Annotated in this window: 12 protein-coding genes; all 12 read left to right on the top strand. The window is 37.3% G+C overall.

Annotation, left to right across the window (positions count from 1 at the left end; translation table 11 throughout):
- Positions 1 to 319 precede the first annotated feature (319 nt).
- The 12 genes from hpf (at position 320) to HMPREF1630_RS03365 (ending at position 14,256) form a co-directional block, all read left to right on the top strand.
- Positions 320 to 859 (top strand): ribosome hibernation-promoting factor, HPF/YfiA family, encoded by a 540-nt coding sequence (gene hpf, locus HMPREF1630_RS03420; protein ID WP_037327052.1) that lies wholly within the window; start codon positions 320 to 322, stop codon positions 857 to 859.
- A 121-nt stretch (positions 860 to 980) separates the two neighbouring features.
- Positions 981 to 2,510 carry a YifB family Mg chelatase-like AAA ATPase gene (locus tag HMPREF1630_RS03415; protein ID WP_037327050.1) on the top strand — a complete coding sequence of 510 codons (1,530 nt, stop codon included), beginning with the start codon at positions 981 to 983 and terminating at the stop codon, positions 2,508 to 2,510.
- Entirely contained in the window at positions 2,510 to 3,694 is a 1,185-nt protein-coding gene (locus HMPREF1630_RS03410; protein WP_037327047.1) for a GspE/PulE family protein, read from the top strand. The genes HMPREF1630_RS03415 and HMPREF1630_RS03410 overlap by 1 nt, the downstream gene beginning before the upstream one ends.
- A gap of 113 nt (positions 3,695 to 3,807) precedes the next feature.
- On the top strand, positions 3,808 to 4,062 hold the full coding sequence (locus HMPREF1630_RS03405; protein WP_004828424.1) for a type II toxin-antitoxin system Phd/YefM family antitoxin: 255 nt from the start codon (positions 3,808 to 3,810) through the stop codon (positions 4,060 to 4,062).
- Positions 4,059 to 4,316 (top strand): Txe/YoeB family addiction module toxin, encoded by a 258-nt coding sequence (locus HMPREF1630_RS03400; protein WP_037327045.1) that lies wholly within the window; start codon positions 4,059 to 4,061, stop codon positions 4,314 to 4,316. Before HMPREF1630_RS03405 ends, HMPREF1630_RS03400 begins: the two co-directional genes overlap by 4 nt.
- A gap of 17 nt (positions 4,317 to 4,333) precedes the next feature.
- A complete protein-coding gene (locus HMPREF1630_RS03395) occupies positions 4,334 to 5,632 on the top strand; it encodes a S41 family peptidase (RefSeq protein WP_037327043.1) in 1,299 nt (432 codons plus the stop codon).
- Between the two features lie 142 nt (positions 5,633 to 5,774).
- Complete coding sequence (locus HMPREF1630_RS03390; protein ID WP_037327041.1) at positions 5,775 to 6,200, top strand: Hsp20/alpha crystallin family protein; 426 nt, start codon at positions 5,775 to 5,777, stop codon at positions 6,198 to 6,200.
- Between the two features lie 105 nt (positions 6,201 to 6,305).
- On the top strand, positions 6,306 to 7,001 hold the full coding sequence (locus HMPREF1630_RS03385) for an isoprenyl transferase (RefSeq protein ID WP_037327040.1): 696 nt from the start codon (positions 6,306 to 6,308) through the stop codon (positions 6,999 to 7,001).
- Positions 6,998 to 7,777 carry a phosphatidate cytidylyltransferase gene (locus tag HMPREF1630_RS03380; protein ID WP_037327038.1) on the top strand — a complete coding sequence of 260 codons (780 nt, stop codon included), beginning with the start codon at positions 6,998 to 7,000 and terminating at the stop codon, positions 7,775 to 7,777. Before HMPREF1630_RS03385 ends, HMPREF1630_RS03380 begins: the two co-directional genes overlap by 4 nt.
- 9 nt (positions 7,778 to 7,786) lie before the next feature.
- Complete coding sequence (locus HMPREF1630_RS03375; protein WP_037327037.1) at positions 7,787 to 8,806, top strand: M50 family metallopeptidase; 1,020 nt, start codon at positions 7,787 to 7,789, stop codon at positions 8,804 to 8,806.
- A 10-nt stretch (positions 8,807 to 8,816) separates the two neighbouring features.
- A complete protein-coding gene (ispG, locus tag HMPREF1630_RS03370; RefSeq protein WP_037327036.1) occupies positions 8,817 to 9,875 on the top strand; it encodes a flavodoxin-dependent (E)-4-hydroxy-3-methylbut-2-enyl-diphosphate synthase in 1,059 nt (352 codons plus the stop codon).
- Positions 9,865 to 14,256 (top strand): PolC-type DNA polymerase III, encoded by a 4,392-nt coding sequence (locus HMPREF1630_RS03365; RefSeq protein ID WP_197049852.1) that lies wholly within the window; start codon positions 9,865 to 9,867, stop codon positions 14,254 to 14,256. Before ispG ends, HMPREF1630_RS03365 begins: the two co-directional genes overlap by 11 nt.
- Positions 14,257 to 14,298: the final 42 nt, after the last annotated feature.

Below are 14,298 nucleotides of genomic sequence, written 5' to 3'. Positions count from 1 at the left end.
TGATACGAAACAAAAAATGTCACCCATTGGGGCATAGAAAAAAGAGGAGCGGCCAGGCTCCTCTTTTTTTCAATCCTTGTTTCTTTTTTCTTTCCGTAATTCGAAAAGAATACTTGATAACAAGGGTAATACGAAACTTGATATAATTATAAAAATTATATCTAAAAAAATTTTCCCCATGGGACATCACCCCCTTTCAGTTGGGGATAGTTTTATTATATCACAGAAAAAAATTTTTAAAAAAGTTTAAGGAAAAGGTTTTTGGGTATAAACATAATATAAAAGTTAGCACAGTGCTAACTAAATATAGGAGGCAACTATGAAACTAAATATCAAAGCTAAAAATTTCACCTTGACAGAAGATATAAGAATCGAGTCAGAAAAGAAATTTGATAGGTTAGATAAGTACTTCCATGATGAAGAAGATATGGATCTAAAGTTTGCCAAAGAAGGTGTTGGCTACGAGCTTGAAGCTACTATGTTTTTGAAGGGTGGCACAATCTTGAGAGCCGAAGCCTACGAGGAAACTTATGAAAATGCTATCGACAGGGTAATAGATGCTCTTGTTAGACAAATTAGAAAGCATAAGACCAGACTTCAAAGGGGCAGACAAACTGGCGACAGCATCAAGTTCGAAGCTTTTGACGCAGAGGAAAAGGCTAATGAAAAAGAAGAGGAAATCAAGATAGCTAGGGAAAAAACTATTCCTGTTAAGCCAATGAGTGCAGAAGAGGCTATCCTCCAAATGGAATTATTAAACCACAACTTCTTTGTTTATGAAGACGCAGAAGACATGGAAGTAAGGGTTGTATATAAGAGGAAAAAAGGCGACTACGGCCTAATTGTTCCTACCAAATAAATTTAAACATACGATACCGTAAAGTTATTCGCGGTGTTTTTCTCCTTTCTCCCACCAACCGGTGGGAGTTTTATTTTTGCTCGTAATTTATGTTATAATTATAATAAGAAAGTGAGGAATTATGTATTCTAAAACCAATACCACATCCCTAATTGGTCTTGAGGGCAAGTTAGTGGAAGTTGAAAGCGATATTACATCAGGCATACCAGCCTTTAATATAGTTGGTCTGCCTGATTCATCTATAAAAGAATCCAAGGACAGGGTAAGAGTTGCCCTAGTCAATTCATCCTACAAATTTCCGGCAGGCAGGATTACCATCAACCTATCACCAGCAGATTTGAAAAAAGAGGGAACCCAGCTAGATTTACCGATTGCAATTTCCCTGTTAAGCTCCATGGGAGTTATAGAAAGAGCCTACGACGATTATATATTTTTGGGCGAATTATCTCTAGACGGCAGAATCCTGCCAATAAGAGGTGCCCTGGCTATGGTGATTTCCATGAGGGAGCAGGGTTTTACAAAATTTATAATTTCAGATGAAAATAAGGAAGAATGTGCGATAATTTCTGATATTGAAGTCTATCCTTTCAATAAATTAAATGATGTAGTGGCATTTTTGAATGGGGACTTGAAAAAAGATTCCTACAAGATAAATCCTGCCCTTTTGAAGGAGGAAATTTCCTATGACTTAGATTTTAAGGACCTTAAGGGTCAGGAAAATCTCAAAAGAGCGCTACAAATAGCGGCGGCAGGTGGCCACAATTTGCTTATGGTCGGCCCTCCGGGATCTGGTAAGACTTTTTCTGCCAAACACTTGCCTACAATTCTTCCAGACATGAGTTTTGAGGAGAGGGTTGAGGTGACAAAAATTTATTCAATTATGGGTCTACTTGACAGTGGACATTTGGTTAGCGCTAGGCCTTTTAGGGCTCCTCACCATTCTTCAAGCCAAGTTGCCCTCATAGGTGGTGGCCATTCTGTGCCAAAACCGGGCGAGATTACCCTTGCCCACAGGGGAGTATTATTTTTGGATGAATTTCCTGAATACCAAAAAAATGTCATCGAAGCCTTGAGGGAGCCTCTTGAGAATAAGGAAATAAATGTGGCGCGTGCCCAGGCAAGTGTAAAATATCCATCAGATTTTATTTTGATTGCAGCAATGAACCCTTGTCCATGTGGTAATTACGGCAATCCTCTTAAGGAATGCACTTGTTCTATAAATGAAATAAGGAGATATTTAAGCAAGATTTCATCCCCAATCCTAGATAGGATTGACATTCACATAGAGATTAAGCCTGTAAAATACGACGACCTAAACGATGATATCAAGTCAAAGTCATCTAGCGAGCTTAAAAGTGAAGTGGTGAGAGCGAGAAAAATCCAAGCTGAAAGATACAAGGATGAAAAAATTAAAACCAACGCCCTTCTTTCAACTAGACAGATGAAAAAATATATCAAATTAAGTCCAGAAGTTGAAAAAATGGGCCAGATGGCCTTCAACAAATATAATTTTTCTGTAAGAAGTTATAACAAAATTCTAAAAATGGCAAGGACCATAGCAGACCTTGAGGCAAGCGAGGAAATAACAAGCAAACACCTCTTGGAGGCTGTAAGATACAGGGCTCTTGACGATAAATATTGGAGTGTGTAATGCTTGATCAAAGGCAAATTGCAACAGATATTGACGGATTTATAGAAAATTTAATAGCAACTGCAGTAAATCTTTCTGCCTCAGATATCCACCTTCAACCAGAAGAGGACTTTGGCAAAATCAGACTAAGGATAGACGGAGCTTTGGTTGATAAAATGCAGATTCGTAGGGAATATTTTGACATGCTTTCTTCAAAAATCAAGCTTTCCTGTGGGATGGATATTTCCCAAAAAAGGATGCCCCAAGATAAGTCCGTCAAATACGAAGCCTTTCCCGGAATCGACTTTAGGGTCTCATCTGTGCCAACAATTTTGGGCGAGAAAATAGTAATAAGGATCTTAGCAGTAGACATATTTATGGAAAAGGCTAGACTTTTGGGTTTTTCTAGAGAAAGCAAGGAAAAATTAGAAAGAGCCATAAGGAAAAAATCCGGCATAATTTTAATGACAGGACCAACAGGGTCAGGAAAGACCACTTCTTTGTATGCCCTACTTGAAAAACTCAACAAGGAAGATGTAAATATAATCACCATCGAAGACCCAGTAGAATACAAAATTGATAACATCAACCAAATTTCAATAAACGAAAAAATTGGCCTAACCTATCCAGTCATCCTCAGGTCAATTCTCCGCCAAGACCCAGATATAATAATGATTGGGGAAATCAGAGATAGGCAAACGGCAGAAATTGCAATAAGAGCTGCCATAACTGGCCATCTAATATTATCCACAGCCCACACTCGTGATGCCTTTTCGGGACTTATTAGGCTAAAAGATTTGGGAGTAGACGACTACCTCATAAGGTCAGCAGTAAATCTTTTGGCAGGCCAAAGGCTAGTCAGAAAACTTTGCGATTGCAAAAAGCTAGATAGGATGACAGATTTTGAATACGAACTAATGTCGTCTTACATAAAAGTCGACAGGGAGAGAAAAATCTACCGACCGGTAGGCTGTCCACACTGCAACGGTGGCTACAAGGGCCGACAGGCAGTAGAAGAAGTCATGCCTATAGACAATGAGTTCAAAGATATCCTAAGAAAATATGGCCTAGAAAGCGAAAAAATCAAAGAAAAATTAAAAAAAGATAAATTTAGACCCATGCTAGTAAACGGCCTAATCCAAGTCTTAGAAGGCGAAACCTCCTTCGAAGAAGTCCTAGACGTCCTTGGGTATTTTCCTAAGTGAAATCTATAGGAGTCTTAGGGCATAAAATAGGTTTTAATATATAGTTGAATTGAGCAGAAATGATATTAATTTATTGCACAATATATTGTACAATATTTTAAAGGAGAATTATTATGCTAGCAGTTAATTATAGTGAAATTAGAAATAACTTGAAAGAATATTGCGACAGGACAATAGATAATTTGGAAACTGTTCTAATTACAAGAAAAAATGATAGAAATGTAGTTATGATAAGTCTTGAAGAGTACAACAATCTAGTTGAAAATGCCTATGTAATGAGTAATGCGAACTACTATAAAGATTTAGTACAAAGAGCTAAAGATGTTGAAGATAATAAAACAATTCAAAGAGATTTAATTGAAGAATGAAAATATTATTTCACGAAAAAGCCTTTGATGAATATTTATATTTGCAGAAAAACGACAATAAAACTTTAGAAAGACTTAATAATATTATAAAGGATATAAAAAGAAACCCTTATGAAGGATTAGGAAAGCCAGAGCCTTTAAGATATGCTTTACAAAGCTATTGCTCTAGAAGAATAACCCTAGAAGATAGGATAATTTACAAGGTTGAGAATGATAATTTAATAATAATCTCATGTGCTAAGCATTATGAATAGAGGGTATTGGGCAAATTATGAGAAAATTAGTAAGAATATTAGCTGTCCTATTTGCAATCATAGTAGGAATTTCCTTATCTTTTTTATTAAGAAGCAAGAAAATCCATTTTGATTACGAAATTAATCCTAAATATTATTCCGAAGACCAAAGTCCCTTTGAAAACGACTTTGACTATGCTTTTGATACTTTGGAAAAATATTACGCCCTATTTGATAGGAATGGGACCTATGATTTTTTGGAAAATCGTGATGAGTACAAGAAAGAGTTAAAAAATCTAAGGACTGACAAAGAATTTTTCGATAAGATGAATAAGATTTTGGGAGACTTGGATGATGACCATACTAATCTTTTAGATATTGAGGAAGTTTACGATATGAAGGATACCTTTGTGCTTTCCAATAAGGAGGAAAAGGGAGAGGTAAATGTTGATCTGATAAATTATTTGTTTGGGGCAAAAATTTCTAGTTTAATTGATAAAATTTTTAGACAAGCTAGGGCTGCTACCAAAAATTTAATAACTCAAGATATAAATAAAGATATAGCCTACTTAAAAATCAGGGCAATGATTGATCCCGGGACTCCAGATTTTGAAGAAGATTTAGAACTTTTAAAGACTTATCTTAAAAAATCAAAAAAAAAGAAGGCTCTAATTATAGACCTTAGGGGCAATGGTGGGGGCAATGCTGCCTATACTTGTGATTACCTTTATCCAATGATTCTTGGCACAAAAGATTTTAAAGAAACTCATGAATATATTTTATTTAGGACAGATGAAGTTTTTAAATATGATCCCCAATATCCGGAGTTAAAGAGTTTAATAAGTAAGATTAGGGAGTCAGATTTTAAATATATGGAGGAAAATATTCCTTTTCTTAAGAAGGATAAGAAGATGATGGATAATATCAGAAAAAATTACACCCACATCATCTATGATGCAGGATATGAAAATGCTGGCGACTTTGGTGATGAGTATAAGTTTGATGGAAATCTTTATCTATTGGTAGACAGGGGTGTATATTCATCAGCCCAAAATGCAGCCCACTTTTTTAGGGACAACAATTTAGGAACAATTATAGGGGAAAAGACAGGTGGCGATGGGATTGGGACAAGTCCAGCCATGGTGAAACTTCCAAATACCAAGTATATCCTAAGATTTTCTCACGAGCTAGGTCTTAGGGAAACAGAATCAATGGAAGAATCAACCTACACAATTCCAGATATAGAAATTCCTCAAGAAGATCAATCAGAAATTCCATCTAACGACGGGTGTGTGAAGAAAGTAATAGAAATAGAAAGCAAAAATACGAAGAAATAGAGCCTTTAGGGGCTCTTTTGTTTTTATAAAAAATTAGCAAAAAAATTTGACTTTCTCTGACCTTCCTAGTATATTATGAATGTAAGAAGTTAGCAGTCGTATAACAAGAGTGCTAATAAAATAAAATAAAGGAGTAATAATTATGGCAAATCTTATTAGAAAAAATAATTCATTATCAAGATACAATGACTTTTATGATATGGTGGATTCATTTTTCAACTCACCTATTGAAAAAGATGTGTTTGAGTCTTCTTTTAAGCTAGATGTAGCTGAAGATGATGATAAATTCTTAGTAGAAGCAGAGATGCCTGGTATAGACAAGGACTCCATTGACATAGACTTTGACAGGGGACAACTTACACTAACAGTTAACTCTCACACTGAAAATACAGATGAAAAGAAAAATTATATCCACAAGGAAAGAAAATCTACAAGGATGACAAGGACCATGTATTTTGGTGATATAGATGAGGAAAATATCAAGGCTAAACTTGAAAAGGGTGTCCTTGAAATAGAAATTCCAAAACGCAAGGAAGAAAAAACTAATAAAAAGATAGAAATTAAATAAAATCACAAGCAGCTAGGCTTTCCTGGCTGCTTTTTTGGTCTAAAAATACATAGATAAATTGCCCATCTTTGAGTATAATGACATAAGAATTTTAAAAGGGGACTTATGACTGAATTAAAAATACCGAACCACATTGCGATTGTTCTTGATGGCAATGGTAGGTGGGCAAAAAAACAGAATAGGCCTAGGACATCAGGCCACAAGGAAGGTGCGGAAAATGTGGTTAGGATAGCCAAAGCTTGCAAAAAGTTTGGGGTTAAGACCATAACTCTTTATGCTTTTTCTACAGAAAATTGGAAGAGGCCAGCGACTGAGGTTGGTTTTTTGATGGATTTACTGATCAAATTTGTAAATTCAAAACTTAAGGAGCTTATAGAAGAAGATTGCAAGCTAAATTTCCTTGGAGATTTGTCAAAACTTCCTGAAAAAACAAGAGAGTCCTGCACTTATGCTAAAGAGATCACAAAGGATAATAGGTCCCTTACAGTTAACATTGCCTTAAATTACGGGGGTAGGGATGAAATTGTCCACGCCTTTAAACAAATTATTGAAAAGGGTTATGGCAAGGACGATATTACAGAAGAATTAATTTCTGATAATTTATATACGGCAGGTCTTTCTGATCCAGATTTATTAATTAGACCTGGTGGGGAAATTAGACTTTCAAATTTCCTAATCTACCAGCTTGCATACACAGAATTATATTTTACAGATGTTTTGTGGCCAGATTTTACAGAAGATGACCTAAGGGAAGCGATAATAGCTTATACCAAAAGAGACAGAAGATATGGTGGCATATGATTAAGTTTTTAAACAGGGCCTTTGGGGGCGCTGTCATTTTAACACTTTTAATATTAATAACATATTTGGGGAGGATTCCTCTTGCCCTTGGAGTAGCAGCTTTTTCTTATATTGCCCTTCATGAGATGGACAAGGCTCTCCGTAAGATTGACCTACATTTGCCGATGAAGTGTCTTTATCTTACAAATGGGATAATTATGGCGGCTGCCTTTATAAATAATTCTGATTTGTATATAGCATCCATAGTGGTATCAGTTTTGTTTTTATTTATGTATATTATTTTAAGAAGCCACTACACCCTTTATGATGCTTTTGCTGCAGCCTTTGTCATGCTTTATGTGTCATTTTTGATTTCCCATATTTTGAGGATAAAAAATGTATCCTATGTTTGGATGCTTTATATCACAGCTTGGGGATCAGACACCTTTGCCTATTTGGTTGGCAGTCTTTTTGGCAAGCACAAGATGGCATGGATGTCCCACATAAGCCCACACAAGACCATAGAAGGATCTGTTGGGGGCATTGTTGGTGCGACTATTTTAAATATTGTTTATTGCCACGAGTTTGGACTTGAAAATTATATTAGAGAGATAGTTATTTTTACAATTGTAGCTGCGATTATGTCTCAAATTGGAGATTTGATCGCATCTTATATCAAAAGACAAACTGGAATTAAAGATTTTGGTAATTTGATACCGGGCCATGGGGGCATCCTTGATAGGTTTGATTCTATCATGTTTATTGCCCCTGTCCTTTATCTTTTTTCTAGGGTTTAAGGAGAGAAAATGAGAATAGTTTTAGCGGTAGTTTTATTTTTGTTACTGATAGTTTTTCACGAATTTGGACACTTTATTGTGGCTAAAAAATCGGGCATAAAGGTAAATGAATTTGCAGTGGGTATGGGTCCCCTTATTTATTCAAGAAAAAAGGGCGAGACCAAATATTCCTTTAGGCTAATTCCTATTGGTGGATATTGTGCCATGGAGGGCGAAGATGACGAATCAAGCGACCCAAGGAGCTTTGACAATGCTCCAGCCTTCAAGAGATTTTTAACAATCCTTGCAGGCCCTGTGGCAAATCTAATCATAGCTATAGTAGTTTTTACCATTGTTGGCTTAATTAGTGGCATTATTACAACAAAAATCGGATCTTTTACAGAAAATTCTCCAGCCCAAGAAGCTGGCATGGAAGTAGGAGATGAAATCAGAAAGGTCGGAGATAGGGATATCAAAGATTTTGCTGATATTTCGGCAGGGATTTCTGATTTTTATAAGGATAAGGATTATAAAAAGCCTCTTACAGTTGAGTATTTTAGGGAAAGTTCAGATACTGTCACTGCTGTAGATTTGAAGGTGGAAGTGAAGGATGATCATGCCTATATTGGTATTATGCCAGCTAGGAGGAGTCCAAATATTTTGGAAGCTGTTGGTCTTGGTTTTGGCGAGACTTGGAAAAATGTCAAGATGATTTTTGTGATTTTAGGCAGGCTTTTTACTGGTAAACTCGCCTTTGGAGCCCTATCAGGTCCTGTTGGAGTCCTTAAGGAAATAGGCAACCAAGCCCAAAATGGTCTGGCTAATTTGCTTTATTTTTTGGCCTATATTTCTGTAAACCTTGCAGTTTTTAATCTTTTACCAATACCTGCCCTTGATGGGTCCAAGCTTTTGACAAGTGGGATTGAAATTATTACTGGCAAAAAAATTAATAAAAAAATCGAAGAGAAGGTCACTATGGTTGGATTTTTCATTTTGTTGGGTCTGATTTTGGTGGTTTCTATAAAGGATATAGTAAATTTATTTAGATAAGAAGGTATAAATGAGAAAAGAAACAAGAAAAATTTTTGTAGGAGATGTTGCTGTTGGAGGTGGCTCTCCTATTTCTATCCAATCAATGACAACAGCGAAGACAAGTGATGTAGAAGCTGTAGTTAAGCAAATTAAAGCCTTAGAGGCAGAAGGTTGTGACATTTCAAGGTCAGCTATAAATACAATTGAAGATGCCAAGGCTATTCCTAAAATAAAGAGCCTAACCAATATTCCTTTTGTAGCTGACATCCAATTTGATTATAGGCTTGCCCTCGCAGCTGTGGAAAATGGCTGTGATTGTTTGAGGTATAATCCAGGCAATATCGGTGGCAGGGACAAGGTGGCTCTCCTTGTTGAAGAATGTAAGAAAAGAAGGATTCCAATAAGGATTGGGGTAAATTCTGGTTCGATTTCAAGAGAAGTTATAGATCGTTTTGGGGGAGTTAACAAGGATTCTCTTGTGGCAAGCGCCATAGAAGAGGTAAAAATCCTCGAAGATATGGATTTTCATAACATAAAAATTTCTGTAAAGTCTTCTGATGTAAACACCATGATTGATGCCTATAGGCTTCTGTCATCCAAAGTCGATTATCCACTTCATTTGGGAGTTACAGAAGCAGGTCCACTTTACCAAGCCCTTGTGAAGTCTTCAATCGGAATAGGATCTCTCCTTAAGGACGGGATTGGAGATACTTTGAGGGTTTCTATAACTGGTGATATTGTTGAGGAAGTGAGAGCTGGTAAGGCCATCCTTAAGGCTCTTGGTCTAAGGCGTGATGGACTCGATATAGTTTCTTGCCCGACTTGTTCCCGTACAAGTGTTGATTTGCCAAATATAGTGGCAGAAGTTGAAGAAAAATCAAGGGGGCTGGACTTCAATGCCAAGGTTGCCATCATGGGTTGTCCGGTAAATGGTCCTGGCGAATCAAAGGAAGCAGACTATGGAATTTCTGCTGCCAATGGCATGGGATTTTTGTTTAAAAATGGCAAGACTGTAAAGAAAGTAAAAGAAGAAGAGATTGTCGATACCCTAATTGAAGTTTTAAAAGAAGAGAAAAATGAAAATTGACCTGGCAAAATTAATTAAAGTTGAAGGAAATTTATATACTATCATAAGTGCGACTTATTTCCAAAAAGAAAACCTACTAGAAATTAAAATCAAGGCAGCAAACCCACTAGATTCTCGCCTTGAGAAAGAGTTGAGATCGTATTTTTCCTATGTAGACCTTAAAATCATCTATGAAAAAATTATGCCACCTAGCTATGATGACTACATCCCAGAATATGAGGGAGAGGTTGAATATGAAGATGTTCCCGACAACCTAAATGACGTAATTTTTAAGGAAGAAAATCCTGCTCTAAAGAGCGTTCAACCTATTGAAAATGAACCGATTGTTGAGCTTGTTGAGGAAAATAATCAGCCAATCCCTGTTACAGATGATAAGGCTCTTGAAGTTTTTAAGTCAAGCCAAGATGGTCCTTTAAGTGAAGATGAATTTGCCGAGGATAAACAAAATCCTAGTGAAAGTGATCAAGCTCGCCAAAATTTAACACCAGATGATTTAAAAGGAGCAGCTTTAGAAGCAGAAGATTTAAAAGCAGATGAAGAAGAAGCAAATGATTTAGGAGTGGAAGCTAAGGAGGAAACTTCTTCTTTTGAGGACCTCAAAAAAGCCAAGGAGGCCCAACTTCAAAGAAAGATAGCCCAAGCCCTCAATTACCAAAATAAGCAAAAGGAAAAGCAAGAGGCGAAGACGAACACAGATGGCCTAAATTTTGGCAGAAAAATTAAGGCAGAGCCAATTCAAATAGAGGATATTTATGACAAAAAAGGAATGACCAACTCCCTAATCGGTACAATTTACGGTCTTAGCTGTCTTGAAACCAAGTCAGGATATTTTATCTATACTTTTGATTTGGAAGATAAGACTGATGCTATTTCCTGCAAGCTTTTCGCCAACAAGAAAAATAATTTCAAACTTGAAGACTTGAAAGATGGGATTGCTGTTCAAGTAGAAGGAGTTTTAAACTTTGATGACTATGCCAAGGAAGATGTCTTTACAGTTAATTCTTTAACAACAGCCATAATTTCAAAAAAAGTAGACTTGGCAGCTGATAAGAGGTTTGAACTTGAGCTTCATTCCAAATATACCAACCTTGACGGCTTTGTGGATGACGGCGAGCTCTTGCCTGTCCTTAAGGAATGGGGTTGGGATACAATTGGTATCACCGATACTGAAAATCTCCAGGTTTTGCCTTATGTTTATGACACCTACAAGAAAAAAGGTATTAGGGTTTTAAATGGGGCGGAATTATTGCTTGTAGAAGATGATTTGAGGATTCTAACCAATCTTTCTGGCAAAGACTTGCCTACTTTTAAAAATCTCGAAGACGGGTCTTTTGTTGTATTCGATATAGAAACTACAGGACTTTTAAAATACAGGGATGCGATTACAGAAATCGGTGCTGTGAGGGTGGAAAATGGAGAAATAACTGAAACCTATAACCAATTAATAAACCCAGAAAGAATCCTACCTGAAAAGATTGTAGAAATTACTGGAATCACCGATGCTATGCTTGCTGATAAACCAAAAATTGACGAGGTCTTGCCAGGATTTTTAGACTTTTGTGGCGATAGCCTAATAGTAGGTCAAAATACAGACTTTGACGTAGGTTTCATCAGAGAAAACGCCAAGAGATTGGGACTTAAATTTGATCCAATTTATCTTGATACCCTTCCAATGGCCCGCGCCCTCTTTGATGATATGGGGAAATTCTCTCTTGATAAGATTGCAAGAAAGCTTGATATACCAGCCTTCAACCACCACAGGGCAAGCGATGATGCGAGGGCCACTGCCCAAATTTTTATCAAGATGTATAAGATGATTATGGAAGAGGAAGGTCTTGATATTTCAAAAATTAATAGCCTAAAGACATCTTATCCAAAGGCCAAGCACGAGACTTTTTCCGCCCTCGCCTTTGCCAAGGATAAGACAGGGCTTAAAAATCTTTACAAGTTAATTTCCGAATCAAGGATGAACTACATGGCCAATGGCGAAGCTAGAACACCTATGTCTGTCCTTGAAAAATACAGGGAAGGTTTGGTTTTGGGTGCTGGTGGAGCAGAGGGAATGCTTTTTGAATACATCCTAGGCGATAGAAGCGAGATGCAAATCAAAAAAGTCCTAGACCTCTTTGATTTTTATCAGGTAGAGCCTGTTTCTATGTTTTTGGATAAGGTAGAAAGTGGTAAAATCGACTCCTTAGCCCAAGTTAAGGAAATAAACCAGAAGATAATTGATTTTGGTGAAGAAAGGGGCAAACTTGTGGCAGCCACAGGTGGGGTGAGATACCTTGAGCCGGGCGACTACAAGCTAAGAAACGTCCTCAAAAAGGGTTCCTTCTTCTTTTATAAGGAAAACAGACCTCTTTACTATTTGAGGACCACAGATGAAATGCTTGGTGAATTTTCTTACCTAGGAGATACTAAGGCCTACGAACTTGTAATTAGAAATCCAAAGAAAATTGTGGCAGGGCTTGAAGATATAAGACCAATTCCTCATGGGACCTTCCCACCAAAAATCGCTGGTTCTGAGGAAATGCTAAGAGATACTTGCTTTAAAAAAGCCCACGAAATTTACGGTGACCCTTTGCCAAAAATTGTCCAAGATAGGCTTGATAGGGAACTTCATTCGATAATTTCAAATGGTTACGCAGTTTTATATATTATTGCCCAGAAACTTGTAAAAAAATCCAACGAAGACGGTTATCTTGTAGGGTCTAGGGGCTCTGTAGGTTCATCTTTTGCAGCAACTATGGCTGACATTACAGAAGTAAACCCTCTTTCTCCTCACTATATTTGTCCATCTTGCAAGCATTCGGAATTTTTCGAGGAAGACTTGTTGGGTTCTGGTATAGATTATCCAGATAAGGATTGTCCAGTATGTGGGACACCTATGCACAAGGATGGTCACAATATCCCGTTTGAAGTATTTTTAGGTTTTGAAGGTGACAAGGAACCAGATATAGACTTAAACTTTGCCGGTGAATACCAACCAACCATTCACAAGTACACCGAAGTACTTTTCGGTGAGGGCAAGGTTTTTAGGGCGGGAACAATTGGAAAAATCCAAGATAACACTGCCTTTGGTTATATCAAAAAATACATGGAAGAAAATAATTTAAACCTAACCAACGCCCAGGTCAGAAAACTCCAAAGGGGTCTTAAGGATGTAAAAAGGTCAACAGGCCAACACCCAGGTGGGCTTATCGTTGTGCCAGATGATATAGAAGTTTTTGATATTTGTCCAATCCAATATCCGGCAGATGACCCAGCTAGCGGCAACAAGACTACCCATTTCCCATACAGGGTAATGGAGGAAACTCTCTTGAAACTTGACCTTTTGGGCCACGATGTGCCTTCAGTTATTAGGCACCTCCAAGACCTAACAGGAACAAATCCACTAAAAATAAAGATGGACGACAAAGACGTAATGAAGATTTTCTCCTGCACAGAACCCCTTAAAATTAAACACGATTTTTCAAATAACGATATAGGAACTCTTGGTATCCCTGAATTTGGTACAAACTTCGTTCGTGGCATGCTTAAGGACACCTATCCAAAGAAGTTTTCTGAGATGGCGAGGATTTCTGGTCTTTCCCATGGAACCAACGTTTGGCTTAACAATGCACAAGATATAATCAAGTCCAATACAGCTGGCTTCAATGAGATTATTTCAACCAGAGATGATATCATGAATGCCCTTATCCAAGAAGGTCTTGATAAGAAAAAGTCCTTTATGATCATGGAAAAAGTTCGTAAGGGCAAGGGACTTAGCGAGGAAGAGATTGACTATATGAGGGAAAATGGAGTCAAGGACTGGTATATAGATTCTTGTCTTAAGATTGCCTATCTTTTCCCAAAGGCCCACGCCGTTGCCTATTGTTTGATGAGCTACAGGATTGCCTACTACAAGGTTTACTATCCTGAGGCTTTCTACGCTTCATATTTCTCATCAAAATTGGGAGACTTCACCTATTCGACAATCCTATCTGGCCTTGAATCTGTCCAGATGGCCTTAAATGCCTACAAGGAAATGTTCAATATAAGCAAGAGAGATCAGGATTTAAGGACAGTCCTCGAAGTGGCAGAAGAAATGCACGCTAGGGAAATAAAAATTAGTAAGGCTGATATTTACGAATCTGATGCCACAAAATTTTTGATTAAGGACGGAGCAATCCTCCCACCTTTGGCTGCAGTTGATGACGTCAGCGAGGCTATGGCGAAGGATATAGTTGAAGAAAGGGCAAAGGGCGATTTTATTTCTATAGAAGACCTCACATCAAGGACTTCAGTAAACAAAAATGCTCTTAAAAGCCTAAAAGATTTGGGTATCATAGAAGGCATCCAAGAAGAAAATCAAATGAGCCTATTTGACGGCTTGTTCTAAGAAAAAAACTGTTGGAGAGAAGTTTTGCTTCTTCCAACAGAT

The sequence above is a fragment of the Anaerococcus lactolyticus S7-1-13 genome (assembly GCF_000758765.1).
GTDB lineage: Bacteria > Bacillota > Clostridia > Tissierellales > Peptoniphilaceae > Anaerococcus > Anaerococcus lactolyticus.
The sequence above is the reverse complement of the archived record's forward strand: the minus strand, read 5'-3'. Positions and strand labels throughout refer to the sequence as shown.